This window comes from Novosphingobium sp. fls2-241-R2A-195 (assembly GCF_030209485.1).
GTDB lineage: Bacteria > Pseudomonadota > Alphaproteobacteria > Sphingomonadales > Sphingomonadaceae > Novosphingobium > Novosphingobium resinovorum.
On sequence record NZ_JARVRY010000003.1, the window covers coordinates 147,493 to 172,265 of the forward strand.

General features: G+C 63.2%; 18 protein-coding genes. 11 read left to right on the forward strand and 7 right to left on the reverse strand.

The features are described 5' to 3' along the window. Positions 1-114 precede the first annotated feature (114 nt). The 9 genes from QRN25_RS02745 to QRN25_RS02785 all read left to right on the forward strand — a co-directional run bounded on the left by QRN25_RS02745 (position 115) and on the right by QRN25_RS02785 (position 12,412). Entirely contained in the window at positions 115-1,119 is a 1,005-nt protein-coding gene (locus QRN25_RS02745; protein WP_271183942.1) for a thiamine pyrophosphate-dependent dehydrogenase E1 component subunit alpha, read from the forward strand. Between the two features lie 15 nt (positions 1,120-1,134). Beyond that, complete coding sequence (locus tag QRN25_RS02750) at positions 1,135-2,127, forward strand: alpha-ketoacid dehydrogenase subunit beta (RefSeq protein WP_271183943.1); 993 nt, start codon at positions 1,135-1,137, stop codon at positions 2,125-2,127. A gap of 9 nt (positions 2,128-2,136) precedes the next feature. Then, entirely contained in the window at positions 2,137-2,379 is a 243-nt protein-coding gene (locus QRN25_RS02755) for a biotin/lipoyl-containing protein (protein WP_285017344.1), read from the forward strand. Between the two features lie 49 nt (positions 2,380-2,428). Further along, positions 2,429-4,762 carry a membrane-bound PQQ-dependent dehydrogenase, glucose/quinate/shikimate family gene (locus QRN25_RS02760; protein ID WP_285017345.1) on the forward strand — a complete coding sequence of 778 codons (2,334 nt, stop codon included), beginning with the start codon at positions 2,429-2,431 and terminating at the stop codon, positions 4,760-4,762. Positions 4,763-5,035: 273 nt separating this feature from the next. Further along, positions 5,036-6,211 (forward strand): TetR family transcriptional regulator, encoded by a 1,176-nt coding sequence (locus QRN25_RS02765; protein ID WP_271183946.1) that lies wholly within the window; start codon positions 5,036-5,038, stop codon positions 6,209-6,211. Positions 6,212-6,337: 126 nt separating this feature from the next. Next, positions 6,338-8,623: a TonB-dependent receptor gene (locus QRN25_RS02770; protein ID WP_285017346.1), complete on the forward strand. Its 2,286-nt coding sequence runs from the start codon at positions 6,338-6,340 to the stop codon at positions 8,621-8,623. 55 nt (positions 8,624-8,678) lie between these two features. Next, positions 8,679-9,491 (forward strand): hypothetical protein, encoded by an 813-nt coding sequence (locus QRN25_RS02775; protein WP_285017347.1) that lies wholly within the window; start codon positions 8,679-8,681, stop codon positions 9,489-9,491. Positions 9,492-9,866: 375 nt separating this feature from the next. After that, the gene (locus QRN25_RS02780) at positions 9,867-11,426 is read left to right on the forward strand and encodes an inorganic phosphate transporter (protein ID WP_271184017.1); all 1,560 of its coding nucleotides are present in this window, start codon (positions 9,867-9,869) and stop codon (positions 11,424-11,426) included. Beyond that, positions 11,426-12,412 (forward strand): CorA family divalent cation transporter, encoded by a 987-nt coding sequence (locus QRN25_RS02785; RefSeq protein ID WP_285017348.1) that lies wholly within the window; start codon positions 11,426-11,428, stop codon positions 12,410-12,412. Before QRN25_RS02780 ends, QRN25_RS02785 begins: the two co-directional genes overlap by 1 nt. Positions 12,413-12,415: 3 nt before the next feature. On the opposite strand, the gene ppk2 is transcribed toward QRN25_RS02785, so the two are convergent. Both ppk2 and QRN25_RS02795 read right to left on the reverse strand, forming a co-directional pair. Beyond that, entirely contained in the window at positions 12,416-13,330 is a 915-nt protein-coding gene (gene ppk2, locus QRN25_RS02790; RefSeq protein WP_271183950.1) for a polyphosphate kinase 2, read from the reverse strand. 358 nt (positions 13,331-13,688) lie between these two features. Further along, entirely contained in the window at positions 13,689-14,825 is a 1,137-nt protein-coding gene (locus QRN25_RS02795) for a DUF2252 family protein (protein WP_285017349.1), read from the reverse strand. Between the two features lie 195 nt (positions 14,826-15,020). Here QRN25_RS02795 and QRN25_RS02800 point away from each other — a divergent pair, with 195 nt between their 5' ends. After that, positions 15,021-16,730 carry a thiamine pyrophosphate-dependent enzyme gene (locus QRN25_RS02800; protein WP_271184018.1) on the forward strand — a complete coding sequence of 570 codons (1,710 nt, stop codon included), beginning with the start codon at positions 15,021-15,023 and terminating at the stop codon, positions 16,728-16,730. After that, positions 16,727-18,379 (forward strand): FMN-binding glutamate synthase family protein, encoded by a 1,653-nt coding sequence (locus QRN25_RS02805; protein ID WP_271183952.1) that lies wholly within the window; start codon positions 16,727-16,729, stop codon positions 18,377-18,379. Before QRN25_RS02800 ends, QRN25_RS02805 begins: the two co-directional genes overlap by 4 nt. Before the next feature lie 223 nt (positions 18,380-18,602). Here QRN25_RS02805 and QRN25_RS02810 read toward each other — a convergent pair whose 3' ends face one another. The 5 genes from QRN25_RS02810 to QRN25_RS02830 all read right to left on the reverse strand — a co-directional run bounded on the left by QRN25_RS02810 (position 18,603) and on the right by QRN25_RS02830 (position 24,746). Beyond that, positions 18,603-19,478, reverse strand: a complete 876-nt coding sequence (locus QRN25_RS02810; protein ID WP_271183953.1) for a phytanoyl-CoA dioxygenase family protein — start codon at positions 19,476-19,478, stop codon at positions 18,603-18,605. A gap of 76 nt (positions 19,479-19,554) precedes the next feature. Next, positions 19,555-20,007 carry a nuclear transport factor 2 family protein gene (locus QRN25_RS02815; RefSeq protein ID WP_271183954.1) on the reverse strand — a complete coding sequence of 151 codons (453 nt, stop codon included), beginning with the start codon at positions 20,005-20,007 and terminating at the stop codon, positions 19,555-19,557. A gap of 32 nt (positions 20,008-20,039) precedes the next feature. Continuing rightward, positions 20,040-21,662, reverse strand: a complete 1,623-nt coding sequence (locus QRN25_RS02820) for a GMC family oxidoreductase (RefSeq protein WP_285017350.1) — start codon at positions 21,660-21,662, stop codon at positions 20,040-20,042. Between the two features lie 28 nt (positions 21,663-21,690). Beyond that, the gene (locus QRN25_RS02825) at positions 21,691-23,988 is read right to left on the reverse strand and encodes a TonB-dependent receptor (protein WP_271183956.1); all 2,298 of its coding nucleotides are present in this window, start codon (positions 23,986-23,988) and stop codon (positions 21,691-21,693) included. Between the two features lie 221 nt (positions 23,989-24,209). Beyond that, entirely contained in the window at positions 24,210-24,746 is a 537-nt protein-coding gene (locus QRN25_RS02830; protein WP_285017351.1) for a TetR family transcriptional regulator C-terminal domain-containing protein, read from the reverse strand. Between the last annotated feature and the right edge of the window lie 27 nt (positions 24,747-24,773).

Here is a 24,773-nt window from a genome sequence, read left to right on the forward strand (position 1 = left end):
AACACCCCTCACTCTCGTCATTGCGAGCGTAGTGAAGCAATCCAGGGCGGTTTGCGCGGCGCTGAACCCTTTCGCGCCGCTCGCAATGACGAACCCCAAGAAAAGGAGAGAGCGATGACCGCCATCGGCGACAACGACCGCAGGCTTGAGAAGTACCGCCGGATGCAGCGCATCCGCCAGTTCGAGACCAAGGCCGAATCCATCCATGCTGCAGGCGAGATCCCCGGCGCGCTGCACACCTATGCGGGGATGGAGGCTTCGGGCGTCGGCGCCTGCATGGCGCTGCGCGACGACGACTACATGGTCGGCACGCACCGCAGCCACGGCCATCCGATCGCCAAGGGATCGACGCTGCGCCCGCTCATGGCCGAACTGCTCGGCAAGGCGACGGGCGTGTGCAAGGGCAAGGGCGGCTCGATGCACTTGTCCGATTTCGCGATGGGCAGCCTGGGCGAAACCAGCATCGTCGGCTCCGGCGGCCCGGTCGCGGCAGGTGCAGCATTGGGCGCGAAGCTGCAGGGGCTGGACCGCGTTGCGCTGTGCTTCTTCGGCGACGGCGCCTCCAGCGAAGGGGCGATCCATGAAGGCATGAACCTTGCCGCTGTATGGAAGCTGCCCGCGATCTTCGTGTGCGAGAACAACCGCTTCGGCATGTCCACGCCGACTTCCGCCGCCGTGGCGGGCGTCAATGTCGCGGACCGCGCGCATGGCTACGGCATCCCCGGCGTCATCGTCGACGGGCAGGACGTGGACGCCGTCGAGGAGGCCGTGCGCGAGGCGGTGGACCGTGCTCGTGCCGGCAAGGGGCCGACGCTGATCGAGACCAAGACCTACCGCTACCGTGACCACGCGGTGAACATGGGCCGCGACCTCACCCCGCGCGGGCCGGAGCATGACGACTGGGTCGCACGCGATCCGATCACGCTCTACCGCGCGCGCCTGCTCGCCGATGGCGTGGCCGAGGGCGATCTCGACGCCATCGACGCGGCAATCGCCGAGGAAGTGACGGATTCGCTGAACTTCGCGCGCGAGAGCGCATACCCGGTCTTCGAGGAGGCCTTTGACCACGTCTTCGTCGATCGCTTGCCGATCCCCGACGACGTTTTGGCGCACGCCTGAGAAGGAACCGCAATCATGGCCAAGATCACTTTCCTCGAAGCCATCCAGCAGGCCCAGGCCGAAGAGCTGGAGCGCGACCCCCGTGTCTTCATGATGGGCGAGGACATTCGCTGCAACGTCTTCGGCACCACCACCGGCTTCGTCGAGCGCTTCGGCGAGGAGCGCATCCGCGACACGCCGATCTCCGAGAACGGCTTCATCGGCGCGGCGGGCGGCGCGGCGATGGTGGGGATGCGGCCCATCGTCGATGCGACGCTGTCCTCGTTCCTCTATCCGGCGATGGACCAGATCTGCTCGATCATCGCCAAGTCCCGCTACATCTACGGCGGACAGGCGAAGCTGCCGCTCGTGCTGCGCTCCTGCATGTTCTACGGCAACTCCAATGCTGCGCAGCATTCCGACCGGCCCTACCCGATGTTCATGAACATGCCGGGCCTCAAGATCATCTGTCCCTCCGATGCCGCCGATATGAAGGGCCTGCTCAAGTCCGCGATCCGCGACGACGATCCGGTGATGAGTTTCGAGGACGGCACCTGCTGGATGAACAAGGCAGAAGTGCCTGACGATCCCGACTTCCTGATCCCCATCGGCAAGGGCGACATCAAGCGCGAAGGCACCGACATCACCGTCGTCGCTATCGCCGGCGGGGTCAACGTCGCGCTCAAGGCCGCGAAGCAACTGGCGGGAGAAGGCATCTCGCTGGAGGTCATCGACCCGCGCACGCTGGTCCCGCTCGACCGCGATCTGATCCTGCGCTCGGTGCGCAAGACCGGCCGCGCGATCTGCGTCGATCCGGCCAACCGCACCTGCAGCGCCGCCAGTGAGATCGCCGCCACCATCGTCGAGGAGGCGTTCGAGGCCCTGCGCGCGCCGGTGGTGCGGATCACGACTCCCGATACGCACCTGCCGTTCAGTCCGCTCATCGAAAAGCCGCTCTATCCCTCGGTGGAGCGCATCGTGAGTGCCGCCAGGCGCCTCGTAGGTGCCGTTGAGTTCCAGTCAGCCTGAGGAGCGAACATGGCCGAATTCACGATGGTCCTGCCGCAATACGGCATGGGGATGCAGGACGGCGAGATCGTCCGCTGGCTCAAGCAGCCGGGCGACGCGGTCGAGGAAGGCGAGAATCTCGTCGAGGTGGAAGCCGCGAAAACCACGGTGGAAGTGCCCTCCCCGGTATCCGGCATGCTGCTGCGCATCATCGCCGTGGAGGGCGAGACGGTGGACGTGCGCGAGCCGATCGCGGTGATCGAGACGGGCTGAGGGCGGCTTCGCGCGATACCGAAACAGACCTCCGGGAGAGGACGCGAGAATGAAGGACGGGAAGGAAGCCCGTTGGCCGCGCTGGCTGGCGGGAGCAGTGCTGATCGCGATTGGAGCGGTGCTCCTCGTCGGTGGCGTCAGGCTGCTGACGCTGGGGGGATCGGCGTATTACCTGCTGGCCGGGCTGGCCTGCACGGCGTCCGGGGCACTGCTCTGGAGGGGCGATGGGCGGGGACTCTGGCTCTATGCGGCGATGCTGCTAGGCACCGTGATCTGGGCCTTCTGGGAGGTCGGCGTACAGTTCTGGCAGCTCCTGCCGCGTCTTGCGGGGCCGACGGTGATCGGCGCCGTTCTGGTGCTGCCGTGGCTGCGCCGACGACTGACTTCCGCTTCCGACGCCAGGACGCGCTGGGGGCCCGGCGCGGTCGTGCTGGTCGCGGCACTGGCGCTGCTTGGGACGTTCCTGACGGTGCCTGTCTTCGATGTATCGCCCGGTCGCGTAGACCCCCTCGCTCCGGTGAGCCCAGGAAGCGCGGAGTGGACGGACTATGGCGCGAACCTGTCAGGCACCCGCCATTCACCGGCCGCGCAGATCACCCCGGTCAATGCCGCGAAGCTCAAACAGGCATGGTCCTTCAAAACCGGTGACACCAAGGCCAAGCGGCCTGAGATCAAGTCCATTTCCTTCATGGCGACGCCGCTGATGGTGGACGACAAGGTCGTGTTCTGCTCGCCTACCGGCAAAGTCTTCGCTCTCGACGCCGATACCGGTAGGCAGATCTGGCTACGCGATCCGCATACGCAAATCGGCAATGCGCAGATGCTCAACTGCCGCGGCGTGTCCTATCATGCCGACCCTGCCGCAACGGGGATCTGCGCCAGGAGGATCCTCAGCATGACTGTGGATGGTCGTTTCCTTGCAAGCGACCTGGCAACCGGCGCGCCCTGTCCGGACTTCGGGAAGGGTGGGACCGTGAACCTTGATGAAGGACTGGGTGATGTGGACCCGTTCCGCTCCTACACCTCGTCACCGCCAGTCATCGTCGGCAACACGGCGATCCTGGGCGCCTATGTGCGTGACAACTACACCAAGGATGACCCCTCCGGCGTCGTGCGCGCGTTCGATGTGAAGAGTGGCAAGTTGCTCTGGGCTTGGGACAGTGGCCGTCCGGACGATGCCCCGCCGCTCAAGTCCGGCGAAAAGTGGACGCGCGGTTCAGTCAATGCCTGGACCGCCTTCAGCGCCGATCCTGCGTTGGGTCTTGTGTACGTGCCCACGGGCAACGCGACGCCTGATCACGTCGGCACCCATCGCTCGCCGATGCTGGAACGGTACGCCAGCTCGATCGTAGCGCTGGACGTGACCAGCGGACGGGTGCGCTGGGCGTTCCAATCGGTACATCACGACTTGTGGGATTACGATTTGCCGGCCCAGCCCAGCGCTGTGAATTTCGTGCTGAAGGGTCGTAAAGTTGCAGCGCTGATCGTTCCGACCAAGCGCGGTGAAATCTTCGTTCTCGATCGTGCTACCGGCAAACCGCTTACACCGGTCGAGGAGCGCCCAGTCCCGCGTGGGAATCTGCCAGGTGAACGTTACTCACCCACGCAGCCTTATCCCACAGGTTTTGCATCTTTCGCTCCGGCGCCTCTGACGGAAGCTGGCATGTGGGGGGCTACGCCGCTCGATCAGATGTGGTGTCGGATTCGCTTTCGATCGCTTGACTATAAAGGCATGTTCACACCGCCGTCGGAACGCGGAATACTGCAGTGGCCCGGAACGTTCGGTATCCTCAACTGGGGTGGCGTCAGCATCGATCCTGAGCGCAATCTGATGATCGTGAACTCGGCGGCTATTCCGCAGGAAGTGCGCTTGTTCCGTCATGGCGCCAACACGGATCGACCGGCGATGGCAAAGGATTCCCACGCACCGGGTTACCTTCCGCAATATGGAACCAATTATGGTGTCAGCTTGCTGCCGATGTTTTCTCCTCTGGGCATCCCTTGCGCAGCTCCGCCATGGGGGAAGCTTGCGGCGGTCGATCTCGCGACTGGCAAGATCGCCTGGAGTCGGACTTTCGGCACGTCTGCGGATACTGCGCCACTCGGCATACCATTGCCCGGCGCATTCAACCTAGGTGGATCGGCTAATACGGCAGGTGGCGTTACCTTCATAGGCGCGGCGATGGACAATTATCTACGAGCATTCGACACGACGACGGGAAGGGAAATCTGGAAGGGGCGTCTCCCAGCGGGCGGGCAAGCCACCCCGATAACTTATGTGTCAAGAAAAACGGGAAAGCAGTATGTAGTGATTGCGGCAGGCGGGCACGCGTACATGCAGACCACATCAGGTGATTCTGTAGTGGCCTTTACTTTGCCATAGTCCATTAGAAGGTAGGTTGGCTGTCTGGTTACGACGCAACTTTGAGACATGGTAAGGGGCGCCATCGCGGATCATGTGTGGTGCCTTGCCACTTCGCTGATGAGGTTCATGACGGTGCAGATATGTAATTAAACGCGAAAACATCATGATGGGGCGCGGCTATTGTATTGAAGATATGACCCGATTTTCGCGTTTGCTGTCCCGAAACAACGTCCGGGTGTCGGCTGGAAAAGGGCGGTAGACTACAGTGTAAATGGCGATATGCCATGTGCTATGGCCTCGGAAAACATATCAAAGTCAGTTGCAAAACAGTTGGAAACGCAGCGCGTTGTCGACGCAGCACGTAGCGTGATCGCTACGAAGGGCATCGCAGGAATGAGCTTGCGCAGCGTCGCAGAAGCCGCTGCTACTTCGGTCGGTTCGATCAGCTATCGCATCGGTGATCGTGCGGCATTGATCGCCGCCGTGCTGGATCGTGAGATCGAACTGGCTGCCGCAGCGCGCATGGAATGGCGGGATCGGATTGGCAATCACGATCCGGTGGCGAGCGGTATCCTGCCGGACCTCATCTGCGAATGGCTGGACCAGGGTGCTGGATCACGGCGTACGTCTGCGATCGTCGTGTGTGAACTGGCCTTGACGGCTGGACGTGAGCCGTACGCGCTACCCGCTATTGCGACGTTGTTCGAAGAGGGGGAGGGACTGTGGCGCGATCTGCTGGCCTCTTCGGCGCAAGGGCAGAGGCTGGCGCGCCTCATCACCCGCTACTGTCTCGATGAACAGGTCTTTTCCATTCTCTTTGCGGATGAGCCGGATTATCGGCTGCTGCGGCATTCAACCGTGAGAGGCATGCTGCGCAGCGGCTCCTTACCTGCTGATCCGGCGGTGACCCGATGGCACATGGCACTGGTCGAGCGGCTGGCGATACCGGCCGCAGCGGCCTTTGATGAAGTGTCGCCCGTCCTGCTCGGCCCCAAGGGCGTCATCGCCGAAAAAATCGCTGATATCATCGTGGAGCAGGGAGTGGGCGCTTTGTCTCACCGCACCGTCGCCCAGGCGACCGGCATCGCGGCGTCCAGCGTGGCGCATCACTTCCCGACGCATCGCGATGTCCTCTTCGCGGGCGTGGAAGCGGTATACCGGCGCTTGCGCAGCCAGATCCACGCCACTGGCGCACGCCTGGGCAATGGCGATATCATCCGTCTGACTCACGAATGCGCACTGTCGGCTCTGGGCGACCCGGCGTTTCGTCCTTTCGCCATCGATATGCGCCGCCGCCGCGCGGAAAACGTCCATGCGCTTTATGCGCAGTGGCTAGGCATCGCGGTGAATTCCGACCGCGCGCGCGTGCAGGCCATGGTCATGGCCTCGATCGGCAATGGCCTGCGGGTATTGGCGGAACGGGCGGAATGGCCTGATATGCGCGACCTGTTAGTCACTTTAGTTTGAGCCGTACATTAGTTTTGAAATTGCATATAATAGCGAAAAAAATACCATACGATTGTCTCAAAAGAGTCATCGGCGAACTCTAGAGGCGCGTCCTGAAGACCCCGGTCAACAGGACGGAACCCTCCCATGTCTGCTATTCAGCGCAAGCGTACGATCCACCTTCTCTCGACGATTCTGGCCAGTGCGGTTGCGCCCTGCTGGGCATTCGCTGCGCAGGCCGAGGAAGCCTCCGCTGCGGACGACGCGCTTCCCGAGATCACCGTCACCGCAGAGCGCCGTGCGGAGAGCAGCCAGAAGGTGCCGCTGGCGATCCAGTCGATCGACGGCGAGACCCTGGCCAAGACCGGGTATACGTCGGTCACCGACCTGCAGTACACGATGCCGGGGGTGCAGTACGATCCCACCCAGGGCGCCGCGTTCCAGATTCGCGGTGTCGGCAGCACGTCGTTCGACTTCTCGAACGCCAAGTCGGTCAGCGTCGTCGTCGATGACGTGGTGATGGACGGTCAGCGCGCCAATGGCCTGACCGGCCTCGTTGACATCGACCGCGTCGACGTCCTGATGGGCCCGCAAGGAACACTGTTCGGCAAGAACGCCACCTCGGGCGTCATCGCGGTGAGCACCACGAAGCCCAAGCTGGACGAGTGGTCCCTGCGTGCCAGCGCCAGCTTCGGCGAGCATGACGAGCGTATCCTCAACGCCACCGCCAACGTCCCGCTCGGCCCGATCGCGGCTTTGCGCGTATCCGGCTTCGACCAGGCTTTCGACGGTTTCGGCCGCAATGTGACGTTGAACCGCAAGGTCGGCTCGCAGCACGAGTACGGCGGCCGCGCGCGGCTCTATCTGGAGCCTTCGGACAGCTTCAACCTGATCCTTTCGGGCGACTATGCCTATCACTGGGATAGCAGTGTTCGTACGCCCGTTTCCGGCCAGTCTGCGGCAGTCACCGCGATCCTCAACGAACTGGGCGTCTATCCCGGGCCGCAGAGCGCAGACACGGCGGATTCATCTTTCGGCCAGATCGTCACCGAGGAATGGGGCACTTCCCTGCGGGCCAATGCCAGGCTGGGCGATCACGACCTGACCTCGATCACCGCCTACCGTGCCACCCGCTACGACAACTGGACGCCGGCAAGCCTGACGCCTTACGATCGCTATGCGTATATCCCCTTCAATCTGGGCCAGCTCGATACGGACAAGTTCAGCCAGGAAATCCATCTGGCATCGCCCACCGGCGGCTTCGTGGAATATCTGGTCGGCGCCTTCTATAACCGCCTGCATGCGCGCCAGACGCAGCTGCAGTGGTCCACCGGCGGGCAGCCGCTCTACGACAGTGCAGGTACGCCGCTGCCCACGCTTATCGCGTTGACGGGCGCCATCGGCGAGGACGGCAATACCTCGCTGTTCGACTCGGTGAATGAGACGATGGCCGCCTTCGGCCAGCTCAAGTTCAACTTCACCCCGCGCTTCGCCCTCACGCTGGGCGGCCGTTACACGCACGACAACAATTCGCAGAGCATCGACTACGTCACTATCAACCCCGAGCCGATCGCGGGATACACGCCCGCCTTCACCGCTTCGAGCGCGGCGCCCGCCTACGAATTCGGCCGTGTGAAAGGCGACAATTTCTCGTTCCGCATCGCGCCCACGTATCAGGTGGCGGACAACGTCATGCTCTACGCGACCTATTCGACCGGCTACAAGCCTGCGGGCATCGCCTTCGTCGGCAACAAGTACGCGCCTTATGAGGACGAGACGGTGAAGGCCTGGGAAGCCGGCATAAAGTCCGAATGGTTCGGCCGACGCCTGCGTTTCAACCTCGATGCGTTCCGTTCGGACTTCAAGGACTTCCAGGCGACGATCCTGACGCAGATCCCCGATGGTGCGGGCGGAACGATCAACGCCACCGTGATCGGCAATGCCGGCGGCCTGCGCACCCAGGGTATCGAAGGCAGCCTGGTGGTTCAGCCCATGCGCGGCCTGCAGCTGTCGGGCGCGGTGACCTACACCGACGCCAAGTTCACCAATTACGTCTACAATGCCACGACCAACTACACCGGTTCGCGGCTGACCAATGCGCCGGAATGGTCGGGTACGGCGGCGATCGACTACGATCACGAATTCGGCTCGGGCCTCGGCTTCAAGGCGCATGCGGATTATGCCTATCGCAGCGAATACTGGACCGTCGTGGGCCAGCCCGCCTACTCGCATGTGTCCGGCTATGGTCTGGTGAACGGCCGTCTCAGCTTCACCTTGCCCAACCGCCCGATCGAGGTCGGCGTCTACGCACGCAACCTGTTCGACAAGTACTTCTCGACCGGATGGCAGCAGTACGGCGTGCTTGGCCTGCTCCACTACACCTCGCCCAACGCGCGCCGGACGGTCGGCGGCTTCGTCAACGTCAGCTTCTGAAGCCAGACGGCCGGGCCGGGCGACCGACCCGGCCTTTCAATCACGGGAGACTTTCATGACCACACGCCGCGCGTTGCTGATCGGTGCGCCGACCGGTTTGCTGGCTGCTAAGGGCGCCTTCGCCCCTTCCGCCCTGGGGGCTGCTTTGGGCGCCCCGGGCGTAGGGGGCGACATAGAAGCCCTGGAGCGCCTAATGGTGAAGACGCTGGATGGCGAACTGGGCGACCAGGCGGTTGCACGGCAACTGGCCGCGCATATCACCGAAGCGGGATTTCACTGGGAATATCCGACGTGCCCACTGCGCGAAGCCGACAGCGTGGTCGCCTACAGCTTCGGCTATCGGTCGCAGACCGGAAAGGTCGATCCCAACACCGGACTTTCCGATGGCGCGGAGACGCCGGAGCCGGGGCCGATCAATGCGCTGCTGGCGGAAGCCGTCCATGCCATCGCGCGCGCTCGGCGCGTGCGTGTCTATGCGCAGTGGGAGATCGCGCAGGTCCTGACGCAAAAGCATGGCATGACGGACGTCGTGTCCATCCATCCCACCAAGGGAGCGGACGGCAAGACGATCTACCTGAGCACCGATGGCGTCGCCAAGGCGGCGGTCGCCCACGCTGGTTCCGCGCAGGCGCTGGGCAAGGTCGCCGTCGTGGGGCACCGCGACCATGTGAAGCGCTGCGTGATCGTCTCTCGCGATAATGGCATGAAAGCGTCCGTCGCGCGCGAGGTGCCGCTGCCGGTTCAGTACGATCCCCAGTCTGCCCAGCCATGGACGCGCCGCCGCGATGCCTATCTGCTGACCGACCTCGTCGCGCAGTTGTCCATGACGCGCAACCGCGTCATCGCCGAACTCGGCGGCGGCCGTTGACGGGGAGACCTGCCATGCGGTGATTGGGCAGGGCTTTCCGCACGGGCGCCATGCCGCTGCTGGCGCCGCAGGCTGATCGGGGAAGAGGGCGCGGTGCTGTATCGCTTCTCCGTCGACCCGCAGGAAAAGGAGCCGAGCCGTCATTCGCTTTTCAGGTGGCCGTCGCCGGGCCGGCCGGGATCGCTACGAGGGGTGGGTTCAAGATTGCCGCTCCAATGTCCGAACGGCAGTCTCTTTCCCGGTTTCGAAGTTTGTTATGGATCGTTGCGGGTTGCAACACCGATGTCACGAAATCTCCTTAACCAAATCAGGAATTCTGAAGGGGAAAGCTCCGTGAACGCAACTGCTGCGGTCGGCGATTATGCGCGGCCTGAAATGGACAAGGGGCTGGGCGTTGCCGGCCAGCTGGGCTTCGGCGCGGCGATCGTCGCCGCCCTCGTCTATGTCGGCTGCAGTGTCTGGTCGGACGCCAGTGCATCCGGCATGAGCGCGATCGCGCTGTTGCCGTTCCTGCTGCTGTTTCTGGCCCTGCTGATCGCCCTCGGGTTTGAGTTCGTAAACGGCTTTCACGATACGGCCAATGCCGTTGCCACGGTGATCTATACCAACGCCATGCCCGCCAACGTCGCAGTGGTATGGTCAGGGTTCTTCAACTTCCTGGGCGTGCTGCTTTCGACCGGCGCGGTGGCGTTCGGGATCGTATCGCTGCTGCCGGTGGAGTTGATCCTGCAGGTCGGCTCCAGCGCCGGCTTCGCGATGGTCTTCGCGTTACTGATCGCGGCCATCTTGTGGAACCTTGCCACCTGGTGGCTGGGCATCCCTTCGTCCAGCTCGCACACGCTGATCGGCTCGATCATCGGCGTGGGTGTGGCAAATGCGATGATGCACGGCAAGAGCGGCACCGCAGGCGTTGACTGGAGCAAGGCGACCGAGATCGGTCAAGCGCTGCTGGTCTCCCCTTTGATCGGCTTCGGCCTTGCCGCGCTACTTTTCCTTGCGATGAAGGTGCTGGTCCGCAGCGAGGAACTCTATCAGGAACCCAAGGGCGATGCGCCGCCGCCGCTGTGGATTCGCGCGCTGCTGATCTTCACTTGTACCGGTGTCAGCTTCGCGCACGGGTCGAACGACGGCCAGAAGGGGATGGGTCTGATCATGCTGATCCTGATCGGCACCGTGCCCACGGCTTACGCGCTGAACCGCGCCGTGCCGGAAAGCTACACCCGGGAATTCCATGTAGGCGCCGACGCCGCCTATGCCGCGCTTACCGGCGGCAATGCGCCTATCATGCGTCCGGGTGAGGCGCGCCGCGCCGTTACCGCCTATATCGCCGACAAGGCCTACAAGCCCGAAACCGTGCCTGCGCTGGCGGTGCTGGTCAGGAACATCGACCGCCAGGTCGACGAATACGGTTCGCTCGCCAAGGTCCCTGCCGCTGCGACCGAGAACGTGCGCAACGACATGTACCTCGCCTCCGAAGCGATCAAGCGGCTGGGCAAGGATAAGGCCGCAGGCCTCGACGACGGGCGCAAAGGTGCGCTGGACGGGTTCAAGAAGTCGCTCGATGCCGGCACCCGCTTCATTCCCACCTGGGTCAAGGTGGCGGTCGCCTTTGCGCTGGGACTCGGCACGATGGTCGGATGGAAGCGCATCGTCGTGACGGTGGGCGAGAAGATCGGCAAGTCGCACCTTACCTATGCGCAGGGCGCATCTGCCGAACTGGTGGCGATGGGCACGATCTTCGCCGCCGACCACCTTGGCCTGCCGGTCTCGACCACGCACGTCCTCTCTTCCGGCGTGGCGGGGACCATGGCCGCCAACGGGTCCGGCCTGCAGATGGGCACCCTGCGTAACATGCTGATGGCATGGGTGCTGACGCTGCCGGTGTCCATCCTGCTGGCGGGCGGCCTGTACGCGGTATTCTCGATGCTGCTGTGATGGGTGACACCCGGCCTGTCGATTTCAATGCGGGTCCAGGCCTCATATGGGGTCTGGACTTTGCTGCGGACGGGGCTGCTCATGAAGTCGCCCGGTGTGACAGCGCGCACGACGGGCAGTTCCGCTGGTTGCACCTGAGCCTGGCCGATCAGGGCACGCGCACATGGATCGAAAACGCGCCTGGCCTTTCGCCTTCCACCCGTGAATTGTTGCTTTCCTCAGACTCGCACCAGCGCGCGCTGGTGGACGGTGATGCGGTGTGCTGCATCCTGCACGATCTGGAACGCGATTTCGACGTTGGAGATACCGCCCGTGTCGGCGCGCTGCGCGTCATGGTCACGCCGGGATTGATCATTACCGCCCGCCGTCATCCCCTCGGCTCGGCCGACATCGTGCGCCAGCGCATCGACAGCGGCGTGCGTATCGCCGGTCCCGCCAATGCGCTTGATCTGCTCACCAGCTGCCTCAGCCAGAACATCGATGCGGTGATACGCCGGCTTTCAGCCGATGTGCAGTCTGCCGAGGATGACTTTCTCGAGGGACACCGCCCGCCCACCAGCCAGCAACTGCTGGGCATCCGGCGGCGGCTGGCGCAGATCCACCGCATGCTGGAAGGCACCCAGCGGGTCTTCCGCCGTCTGGAGCAGGACGAGGACCTGCCCGAAAGCCTGCTGCCGACAGTGGAGAAGCTCTCGCAGCGATTGCAGGGCCTCGATGCCGATGCCCTGGCGGTACAGGGGCAATTGCGCCTGCTGCGCGATGAACTCGACCTGCAGTCCAGCCAGCGAACCAATCAGAACCTCTACCTGCTTTCCGTCATGACCGCATTGATGCTGCCAGCCACGCTGGTGACGGGCCTGTTCGGCATGAATACCGGAAGCCTTCCGTTCACCGGCCCCTACGGCACCCTTGCGGCCACATTAGTGGCGGCAGGTACCGCGCTGGCCACTTACCTGTTCCTGAGAAGCCGGGGCTTCTTTCGTTGACCCTCAGATGACCTGCGGTACGATCATTTCAGGCGGAACCGGGTTGCGGATATAGTCCGCGTTGCGCACGCGGTCGGGTAGCACCACTTCCGGCCGTGGCACGTCCTCATAGGGAATCTGGTCCAGGAGGTGCGAAATGCAGTTGAGCCGCGCGCGTTTCTTGTCGACGGCTTCCACCACCCACCACGGGGCCTCGGGAATATGCGTGCGTTCCAGCATCGCTTCCTTGGCGCGGGTATAGTCTTCCCAGCGGCGGCGTGATTCCACGTCCATGGGGGAAAGCTTCCACTGCTTGAGCGGGTCGTGGATGCGCATGTTGAAGCGGAACTGCTGCTCCTCGTCGGTGATCGAGAACCAGTATTTCAGCAGAATGATGCCCGAGCGCACGAGCATCCGTTCGAATTCCGGCACCGAGCGGAAGAATTCCTCCACCTCATCCTCGGTGCAGAAGCCCATCACCCGTTCCACCCCGGCGCGGTTGTACCAGCTGCGGTCGAACAGAACGATCTCGCCGGCGCCGGGCAAGTGCTGGACATAGCGCTGGAAATACCATTGCGTGCGCTCGCGCTCGTTCGGCGCAGGCAGCGCCGCGACCCGGCATACGCGCGGATTGAGCCGCTGGGTGATGCGCTTGATCGCGCCGCCCTTTCCGGCCGAATCGCGCCCTTCGAAAACGACGACGACTTTCAGTCCCTTGTGCTGCACCCATTCCTGCAACCGCACCAGTTCGTGCTGCAGGCGGAACAGTTCGCGAAAATAGAGGCGACGTTCGATCTGGGCGCGGTCCGGGTGGTCCGCCATGTCGTCCATCAAGGCTTCGAGTCGGCTTTCGTCGATCTCCATTTCCAGCTCTTCGTCGAAGCTGTCGGCGATCTCGTCCTTGATCCGGTGCATTTCGAAAGCGTCGGTCAGCGACATGCCGGAAATTCCTTTTCACCCAAAGTGACTTTTCGCAATGCAGCGCAGCCTGATCGACGGGAATGACATGGGCGTGACGGGGTGATCCGCTACGGCGCCTAAAGAACCGATCGGGGCAATGAAATTGCCTTGTTGGAGCCATGGTCGATTACGATCGCCGACTTCTCCATTGGCAAGTCGCCCGTGCACTCATTATCCGGGGTGAAGGCCAGAACCGCGCTTGCCAATGCTGTCGATATCGTCGCGGCCCCTGCGGTAATGTCCTGCTGATCGTTACAAGAAGGCGATCTAAGCGCGAAGAATGGCTGGGTTCGAGGCGGAATTGCCCGCTGAAAGCGGGTTCGTGCTGTCTCGATAGTCAATCGTTCAATGCATGCATCCTGCAGTGATCGAGATAGCCTTTTTCATGCCTTCCGGCGAGGTCCACGACTGAGCGCCACAGCCATGACGGGGCATCCAGATTTCTGGAGCGCCCCCTTTGCAAGGTTTGCGCCCAACTGCGACGAGTCTCCGGCTCCATCTGTCGTGCATGCGCCTTGCCCACGACAAAGGCGAGATAGCGCGCCGCCTTGAGCGCCTCACCCCGCGAGAACTGCTCAACCTCGATCTTGAGATCCTGGGGCATGAGTTCGCGCACGAATACCGAGTGTTCATGCAGCCGTGCCGTTGCCATGCGTTCGCCGAGATGCGGCGACAAGGCACGTGCTGCGGCCAGAACCCGTTCGGCCGGATCAGCCGGCATTACGGCGCCGGGTGCGATGGGCGCGACAGGAGCGACGGCCTCCTTTATGTCGACGAGTGCGTGGTCCGTGCCGCGCTTGCCTTCCAGCGCGACGATTGCCGCATACCGCATCAGACCGAGCGAACTGCAGCCCTTCATCCAGTAGGCGGCATCTACCATTTTCGGGGCTCGCTGTTCGTCCTTGCTGTCGAGCGATAGGATCATGCGGCTCACCGGCCGGTGGGTCACGATGTCGCGAAGGCCGGTTGTTTCAACTTTGGTAAGTGGCCAAAAGCGGCGACCAAGAGGAATTTTCGGCTCGACGTCGTCGAGCCGCTCCTTGGCCAGATGCCTCCACTTCCTGCCGGTCGCGCGGCGGCGTACGACGCGGACAATCTCCGGCTCCCGATCTGCGGTTTGCTCCTCGCCATCCGGGTCGACAAAGGCGTCTTCGTAGCCTTCGACCATCTCTTCCATCATGCGCGCGGTGACCACGCCCGGCAGGTCTGATCCGCGCGCTGCGGTAGCAAGCGAAAGGCCCAGCCGGATAAGATCGTGCGCAGGGTTGCCGATCACCGCCTGATCGAGATCGCGAATCTGTATCTCGACCTTGCCGTTGCCGTTCGAGATCGGGCCGAGATTCCCGAGATGGCAGTCGCCGCAGATCCACACCTCCGGCCCCTCGGGAACGATGCGTTCGCCGCCTTCCTCGGCAAGCCAGCGATAAAAGAGTGCCGTATTGCCTCGAACGTAAGCATGGGCAGAACGCGCCATTTTGAGGTCTCGGCGGGCGTGAAGGGTGGTGAGGCGATCTGCCGGTACGACGAATTTCATGAGGACACGAACGAGCAATACCGTGTGAGTGTTCCGAATGCAGACGAAGTCGTGAAAAAGCGCATCAGCGAGCCGGAACAGGCGGTGCCCTGGCGGTTTCTGCCCCTGCCAGAAAGACACATACGGGAAACAAATATGACGACAGTGGCGCAAGTGATCGTGGAGACGCTCCAGGCTGCTGGCGCACGCCGCTGCTACGGCGTTCCAGGTGACACGCTCAATCATGTGACCGACGCGATCCGGACAAGCGACATTCGCTGGGTTCATGTCCGGCATGAGGAGGCGGGAGGCTTTGCGGCCGGGGCGGATGCTATGCTGACGAACGAACTTGCGCTTTGTGCCGGGTCGTGTGGCCCGGGCAGTCTTCACTTCATAAACGGACTATTCGAATCTCACCGCAATCGTGCGCCGGTGGTCCTGATCGCCAGCCAGATCGTGCGGGACGAACTTGGCTTCGATTTTCCGCAGGAAGTCGATTTTCGCGCCATTTACGAAAGCTGCAGCGTCTTCTGCGAGGAAATCCGCACTCCCGAGCAGGCGCGCCGCAAGACCGCAATGGCAGCTCAGGCTGCGTTGGCCAGACGCGGGGTTGCGGTACTGATCGTGCCGGCCGACATTTCCAGCGCTATGGCACCGGACGAGCCCGCCTTCGCTGTCCATCGCGCGAATCCGGTCATCGTGCCCGCCGATCATGAACTGGACCGGATCGCTGCCTTGCTCGAGCGGGGCAAGAAGATCGCGATCTATGGAGGGTCGGGGTGCGAGAAGGCGCATGACGAGGTGGTCGCACTCGCGCACACGTTACAGGCGCCCGTCGCGCACACCTCGCGAGCAAAGGACTTTCTGGAGTACGACAATCCGTTTGACGTCGGGATGACGGGGATTTTCGGCGGTGAGGCGGGCTATCACGCGCTGATGTCGTGCGACACGCTGCTGTTGCTCGGCTGCGATTTCGCGTGGCGTCAGTTCTATCCTCAGAAGGCGACCATCATGCAAGTCGACCTTGACGGGACGCATCTCGGGCGTCGTCACCCGGTCGACGTGGGTGTGGTGGGGGACGTTGCCGCGACGTTGAAGGCACTTCGGGGGCGGCTGAGTGCCCGGTCCGATCGTATTTTTCTCGACGATTGCCTGTCGAGGCGAGAGAAGATGAAAGAACGCCAGGGCAGGCACGCCAGTGTGGGTAAAGGTGCGGCGATCCACCCGCAATATCTCGCCGAAGTCATCTCCCGCGCCGCACCTGCCGACGCCATCTATACGGCCGACGGCGGGTCGCCGATGGTCTGGTGCCTGCGCCACGTCGCTTCGACCGGGAGCAACCGCACGGTCATCAGTCTCAGCCACGGGACGATGGCCAACGCCATGCCGCAGGCGCTGGGTGCCAAGGCGGCATTTCCAGATCGGACGGTGATCTCGCTGTCGGGGGATGGCGGCCTCGCGATGATGCTGGGCGATCTGCTCACCGCTGTGCAGGAGAAACTGCCGATCAAAGTCGCGGTGTTCAACAACAGCGCGCTGGATTTCGTGGAGATCGAGCAGAAAGTCGAAGGCCTGCTCGATGCCTATACCGACCTGCTCAATCCCGATTTCGGCCGCGTCGCCGAAGCCATGGGCCTCTGGGGACGCCGTGTCGAAAAGGCGCAGGATCTGGAGGGTGCGGTGCAGGCGTGGCTCGATGCTCCGGGGCCGGCATTGCTCGACGTCGTCACCGACAGGTTTGAACTGGTCATGCCCCCTAAGATCGAGGCAGGGCAAGTCGCTGGCATGGCGCTCTATTCTGCCAAGGCAGTGCTGGGCGGAAGAGGCAAGGACGTTGCGGGCATGATCCGCAACCTGTTGCCGTGAAGGGCGGTGCAAGCGGATCGGGCGGGCTCGTCGCTGGGCTGACCCGTGATCATGCGCTGTCCCGCAACCTCCTCCTGCTCGTCTCACTGGCCGGAACGCTGGTATCGATCGCCGTCGGCACCCGTTATCCAACCGGGCTATGGATCCTGCCGATAAGCCTGCCGGTCCTGGTGCTTGCACTGGTGGACCTGTTCCAGACAAAGCATTCGCTGCGGCGCAATTACCCCGCCTCGGCGCGGTTCCGCTGGCTGTTCGAATGGCTGCGTCCGTTTCTACGAGCCTACATCGTCGAAAGCGATCTGGATGGACGCCCCTTCAGCCACGACGAGCGAGCCCTCGTCTACGCGCGGGCCAAGGGCGATGTTTCCACCCATCCGTTCGGCACCGAACTCGACGTCTATTCCGACGAGTACGAATGGCTGGCGCACAGCATCGCGCCGTCCCGCCATGCGCCCAAGGATACTAGGGTGCATGTTGGCTCCGAGCAATGTTCGCGACCTTATGAAGCCTCGCGGCTCAACATTTCGGCGATGAGCTTCGGAGCATTGGGCGCCAACGCGATCGAGGCGCTCAATCTTGGTGCGAAGATCGGCGGGTTCTATCACGATACGGGAGAGGGCGGCCTGTCGCCCTATCACCTTAAGCACGGTGGTGATATCGTCTGGGAGGTCGGATCGGGCTATTTTGGCTGTCGGGATGGTGAGGGTCGCTTCGACGGTACGCGTTTTGCGGAACGGGCTGCGCACGAAGCGGTAAAGATGACTGAGATCAAACTGAGCCAAGGCGCAAAGCCCGGGCACGGCGGCCTGCTACCCGGCCCCAAGGTGACGCACGAGATCGCGCAAACCCGTGATGTGCCCGAAGGACAGGACTGCCTCTCGCCGCCGTGGCACAGCGCTTTTTCCACGCCGATTGAACTGATAGAGTTCGCAGGCAGGATGCGTGATCTCTCCGGTGGCAAGCCGGTGGGGATCAAGCTGTGCGTGGGCTATCCGCATGAACTCTTCGCGGTGGTGAAGGCCATGCTGGAAACCGGCATCGTGCTCGACTTCATCGTCATCGACGGTGCCGAAGGTGGAACCGGTGCAGCGCCGACGGAACTTTCTGACCGCGTCGGCATGCCGCTGCGCGAAGGTCTCATCATAGCGCGCAACGCGCTGGTTGGGACCAATCTCAAGGGCAAGGTCAAGCTTGCCGCGTCTGGCAAGGTGAACTCGGGCGCCGGTATCGCTATGAATGCGGCGCTTGGCGCGGATTGGTGCAACGCTGCACGATCCTTCATGTTCTCGCTCGGCTGCGTCCAGTCGATGCGTTGCCATACCGACACTTGTCCCACGGGGGTTGCCACCCAGTCACCCGCGCGACAGCGAGCGCTCGTCATTCCCGAAAAAGCCGAGCGCGTCGCCCGCTTCCAGCGCAGTACGCTGGACGCATTGCATGACATCGTGGTCGCCTGTGGGCTGGACACTCCGGATCAGTTCACACCGGATGGCCTGCGCCAGCGTATCAGCGCAGTAGAGATGCGATCGATGGATGAACTTTACGCCTTCGTCGAATCTGGCGAGTTGCTCGATGGCGCTCGCGATCTCCGCACTGCGCGATGGTGGGCTCAGGCCGATCCCCATTCCTTCCGGAGGAAGGCGTCATAACTACGTCCACCAACGAAAGAATTTGGGAAAATGCATTTCAGGATGACGTGTCTGATCTTGGCGCGCAGTATCGCCACCTTGCTTTGGTCGACCGGCTTTGCTGAACCGCCAGCGAAGCCTGAGTCTTCCATCATCGTAAAGCGAATGCGATTGTGTCAGCGCAAGATAATGATGTCACAGGCGTCTCAAAGTAAGCGCCAAAGCCGGGGCGGCTATACTGCGTTTACGCCAACTGAGTCAGGCCGAATGTGCTGGCCGATGCTCCCAATGGCAGCTTCTTGATGCGGGCGACAAGCTCCTCCTCGTCGTCGCCGATGTTGTTCGCGGTCGGCGAATCCGCGGCGGGAGCCGGTCGGGCCACATGGACCACGTCGTCACCCAGCATGCGCAGCGACAGGCTTCGGCGCGTCGCTCCGGCAGGGGTAGGCCCGCCGCCATGCAGGCAGCTGGGATGGAAGATCAGCACGTCGCCGCGCCGCATGCCGCAGGTCACGATGTCCCAGGCCTCACGATCGGCCTCGACGTCCGGCAGGCGCGGCATTTCCTTTTCGTCGTAGACCGGCAGCGTGTCGTCACTGGGGTCGAAGTAGGACCCGTTGTAGAGCGTCTGGTTGTGCGAGCCTCGGATTACTTCCAGCGCGTTTTCCTGCGCGATGTCCTGCAGCGGAATCCAGAACACGACGAACTTGCTGCCGTCGATGGGATGATAGGGCGTGTCCTGATGCCAAGGCGTGCGGCGCACCGGCTTGTCGATCGCGCCCTGCTTGAAGAACAGCTGATCATGGAAGTACCATACACCGCCTGAGCCGAAGACGTCGCGGGCGATGTCGACGATTGGGGTATCGCGAAACATCTCGGCGAAGGCAGGCTTGGTGCTGGAATCCTCGACCGACTGGATGAAGGTGCCGCCGCTTTCGGCATAGAGGTGCTGTGCAAGCGCGCTGGGGTTGTCGAAATTGCCCTGCCATGCCGCCTCGATCAACGCCATGTCCTCCTCGGAAAACGCGTTCTCCACGATCAGCACGCCGTCGCGGAAGAACCGCTCCGCAAACCCTGCCCGCTCGGCCAGATTCGTCTTCACTTCCGAAACATCCACCATCGATCTTCTCCAGGCTTCCTTTACCGGCTCGCGAGGCGTGCTGCGATCCTCCTGCAGCGCGCCTCGCGGCGTGCCCTCAGTCCTTCTTGTGAACCTGCGTGACCGATTCCGGCATCAGCAGTTGCGGCGCCTCGTAGAAGCGGCTGATCTTCCACGTCCCGTCCGCCTTGCGCAGGTCGAGATCGTAATAGACGTAGACCTGCACATCGATGCCGGTTTTCGAACGCCCCATGCCGTTGATGTAGGCGTAGACCTGCGCCTCGTCGCCGTTCAGCTTCACGACGCGGAAGTTGGAAAGGACATGCATGTGATGCGACATGTCCTGGAAAACCTGGGCGTAGAAATCGCGGATCTGCTCGTGGCCTTCGAAGCGCGGCAGGTGAAGGCCGGTCAGGTCGAGTATCGCGTCCTCGGTAAAGTTGGTCATCATGAAGTCTAGGTCGTCGAGCTTGTCCACGGCCACGCAATAGTTCGTGACGACCTCTTCAAGGGCGTTCTTCTCGATCAGGTATTCGATGCCATCAACCATGTCATTTCTCCGTTGTTCGGCCGAGGGCCGGGTCATTGCGCAAGCAGGATGTCTGCCGCTCGCCAGCCCACCGCCATGGCGGGCGCATTGGTGTTGCCCGAGACCAGCGCGGGCATGATCGAGCAGTCCGCCACGCGGAGGCCGGCGACGCCGCGCACCCGCAGCTGCGGGTCGACTACCGAAGCCGCGTCGCCACCCATGCGACAGGTGCCGGTGCCGTGCAGGCCGCTGGTGGAGAGGCGGCGGAAGCTGTCGAGAATGTCCTCGTCGCTTTGGACGTGATCGCCGGGCAGCAGTTCGGCGCCCATCACTCCGGCAAGGGCGGGCTGGGCCATGAAGCGGCGCATGTAGCGCACGCTCGCGATCGCGGCCTTGCGGTCGTATTCGGTGTCGAGCCAGTTCGGGTGGATCGTCGGCTTGCTCCGTGGGTCGGCGGAGCCCGCATGGACGCTGCCTTCGCTGGTCAGCTGGAGCAGCTGGCCGTAGACCGAGATGCCGGGCTTGCGATCGACCTTGCCCAGCGGAACGGGGTGATTGTCGTCGCTGAGTGCGAAGGCGTAGCCGCCAAGGTACAACTGCAGGTCGGTCCGCCCCTGCGGATGCGCGACATTGCAGAACGCGCCCACTTCCCACGGCCCGTTCGCCATCACGCCGCTGCGGTTGAAGACGTAGCGCAGGACCGATTTGACCAGCCCGATGCCATGGTACTGCTGGCTGATCCTGGCAGGAGCCGTCATGCGGTAGGGCATGGCGTAGGACAAGTGCTCGCGCATCTTCTCGCCCACGTCCGGGCTGTGGACCAGCGAGGCGATACCGGCAGCCTTGAGTCGCGCGCCGTCGCCGATGCCGGAGCGTTCGAGCAGCAGCGGGCTTTCGATCGTGCCGCAGCATACGATGACCTCGCCGCGCACCGCTTCCACCCATTCGGGTCTGCCGTCCTGCTGCAGTCCCACGCCGGTGACGCGGCCGTCCTCGATCACCACCCGACGCGCGAGCGTGTGCAACATATGCCGGAAGTTCGGCCGCTTGCGAGCCCTGGACACGAACACTCGCCCGCCGCTTTCGCGCCGTCCGTTGCGGATGTTGTGGCTGTAGTACCCGATCCGGTCGCCCGCCGTGGCGTTGAGGTCGTCAGTCTCGCTAAGCCCCATGGCCTTGCCTGCCGCAATGATCGCATCGGTCAGGGGATAGCGGATGTCGCCGGGCGTGATCCGCACCGGCCCGCCCGAACCTCTCGTCTCGCTGCCGCCAAGGGTGTGATCCTCCAGCGCCCGGTACGCTGCGGTCATGCTGGCCGCGTTCCAGCCGGTGCAGCCCATGTCCGCCCAGTCGTCGTAGTCGTGCGCTTCGCCCCGGCTCCAGATCATGCCGTTGATCGCGGACGAGCCGCCCAGCCCGCGCCCGCGAATCCAGACTTCAGGCATCTGGCTTTCCGGGTAGCGTAAGTCGGCCATCTGGTAGGCCCAGATATGGTCAGGGCTGTTGACCAGCTTCGCGATACCCTTGGGCATGTCGACCAGCAGCGAGGCATTCTCGCCGCCGGCCTCCACCAGCAGGACACGGTGCGCGGGATTGCGCGACAGCCGTTCGGCCAGCACCGATCCTGCGGAACCCGCGCCGATGATGACGAAATCCCATTGCGAGGACGTCGTCACGTCACGGCTCCTTTTTTCGCGAGATGCTTCACAGGTCGAACTTGAAGGTCACGCCGTACTCGCGCGGCGACGTGTAGGAGACCTGGTTGAACAAACCGGGGTTGTTCGTGACCGCTTCGACGTAGTGATTGTTGGCAAGGTTGCGCACCCAGGCTTCCAGCGTCCAGCGGCCGTCATCGGGCGACCAGCCCAAGGTCGCGTTGACGAAATGCGTCGGCTGGATGCGAACCAGCGGCTGCCCCTGAAGGCCCTGCAGCAGCTTGGTGTCGGTGTACGTATAAAGCACGTTGGCCCGCGCCTCGCCGCCGCCGACGGCGGTTTCATACGTCGCCCCCGCCGATGCCGACCACTTCGGCGAGTTCTGCAGCGGCCGCCCGCTCAGATCGACGATGGCGCCGCTCGGGTCGAGGAAGTCGAACGTCTTGTACTTGGCGTCGAGGTAGGCGAGCGAGCCGGTCAGGGTCAGCCCGTCGACCGGCAGAGCGGTGGCTTCGAGTTCGAAGCCCTTGATCTCGGCCTTGGCGGCGTTGAAGATCGAGGTACCGATCGTCGTGCCGTCGGGCAGGATGTAGTTCTGCGCCACCTGCATGTCGCGGTAGTTGGTGTAGAAGCCCGCCAGATTGAGGCGCAGGCGGCGGTCCAGCAAGTCGGTCTTCACGCCCGCCTCGAAGGTATCGACCTTTTCCGGATTGAACGGGCCGATGTCCGATGCCTGACCTAGCCGTCCGACGAACCCGCCCGACTTGAACCCGCGCGCCCAAGAGGCGTAGATCAGCGTGTCGGGGGTGACCTTGTAGTCGATGCCCAGCTTCCAGCCGACGTTGTCCCACGACTGCTTGCCCCTGGCACGGAAACCGCCGAGCAGGACGTCGCCGCAGCTGCCTTCGTGGGTGCAGTACAGGCCGACCCCGTCGGGATTGTAGTAGTTGTCGGTGCCAGCGACCATCTCGGTCGTCTCGTGCGTGTAACGGATCCCCGCCTGCACGCGCAGCTTGTCGGTCAGGTCCACATACGTCTGCGCGAAGAGCGAACCGGACCAGTTGTCCTGATCCTGCGGCAGATTCTGGCGCAGACCCGGGGCGAAGGCTTCAAGGCGCACGCTGTTGAAGTGGTCGTAGTGCGTCTTCATGTAGAAGCCGCCCGCCTGGAACTTGATCGCGTCGCTGAGGTCGGCAGCGGTGCGCAGTTCCTGGCTGAACTGCCAGCCGCGCGTGCCACGGAAGGTGTCGATGCCGAGGCCGACGACGGCGTCGTTGTCGGTGAATTCCTCCAGATGGAAGCTCTTGTAGCCGGTGATCGCGGTGATGTCGCCGATCGGCGTATTGCTGACGTTGGCGGTCAGCGTGGCGCGGTAGTTGTCCATGTTGCTGAGATCGGGGCCGAAGTCGCGCGCGCTGTAGTACTTCTTGGGCGCGCGGCACGGCGCGGTATCGGAAGCACAGGGGGAGGCGTACATCGGCAGGACCTGGCCCGTCGTCATCGTCCCGGCGGGCACGTAGATGGCGTAGTCCGGTCCCGTCGATCCGTTGACGATGACGGGCGAACCGTTGCGCGAACGCCCGTATTCGCCGCTCAGCGTCACATCCACGTCAGCGGTTGGCGTGTAGCGCAAGTAGGCGCGCAGCACGGTGACGTTGCGGCTGCCCATGTCGGAGCCATCGACGATGTTGGTGTAGAAACCGTCGCGCTGGGTGTGCATCGCGGAAATCTTGCCCGCGAGAATCCCGTCGATCAGGGGGGCATCCACGGCAGCCTTGATGTCCATGCGGCCCCAGTTGCCGTACGTCACCTCACCGCGAACGCCGAAGGTCCCGGTGGGCTGGCGCGTCATCACGTTGACGACGCCGCCGGTGGTGTTGGCGCCGAACAGCGTGCCTTGCGGCCCGCGCAGCACCTCGATCCGGTCAACGTCGAACAGGTCAAGCAGCGCACCCATCGAGAAGTACTGTGGCACGCCGTCCTGCACGATCGACACGGTGTTGCCGGCGAACGGGTCGGGCTCGACCACACCGATGCCGCGGATCGTGAAGACCGCGCTGTTGGGCGTGTTGGTGAAGTTGTTGATCTGGAGGTTGGGGATGGTCCCCTGCAGGCCCTTGAGATCGACCGCCTTGAGGTTTTCGATCGCCTCGCCGGTGACGGCGGTGACCGCGATCGGCACCGACTGGATGTTCTCGGACCGCTTCTGCGCGGTCACGACGATTTCCTGAAGCCCTTCGTGAGGCGTGGTGTTGGCGGAACTGTCTTGCGCGCGAACCGGCACGGCAGTGACCAGGCAGGCGGCAATCGCGCACGCAGCCGTGCGGGTATACAAGAAACTGACCATTTTCTCCCCTCTCCCTAAGGCGCGCTCCCGATTTTCAGGTGCTTTTGCTGCGCCTCAATTCTCCAAGCTTGCCGCCGATATACGGCGGACATTTTTATGTCGTCTTGTTGTACAACGAATTTGCATAAAGAATCGGCGGTCGGCACCTCGCACTTTGGCGAGGCGGCTCACACCGGGAAGCGGTCGCAGCGGCGCTCAGATGGGAGAGGTGAGAAACGCCCTCAGTGGAGCGGGAAAACGCTCTGGAGAAGGTCGCGCAGCGTCTGCTTCTGGCGCTCGGCCGGCCATCCGGCTCGGTCCTGGGATACGAGCGAGGCTATCCCGTTGACCAGGATCTGGATGCGCGTCGCCGCCAGAACGCAGTCGACGGCTTCCGGGAATTGCCCCGCGTCTTGGGCGCTCTTGATCAGGCGCAGGAACAGATGGTGCGCGTTGCTGGTGCCTTCGCGCCATTCGCGCGTCACGTCGGGTTCGGCCGGCGCCATGCCCCAGAAGGCGAACCAGGTGTGCCAGTTGCGCCAGCGCTCTTCTGTGATCGGCAACAGCTCTTCAAGTGTCTCGATCAGGGGGCGGTTGGTGCGAACGGCCTCGTCGATCAGCCCTTCGGCCATCCGCCGCGCGACTTGGTGCGTGAAGACCAGCATCTCCAGCTTGCTGCTGAAGTAATGCGAAACGACGGTGGTGCTGTACCCGACGCGGGATGCGACTTCACGGATCGTGACGGCCTGCACGCCCTGCTCATAAACCAGCTGGTCCACGACCTGCGCGATTTGCAGACGGCGTTC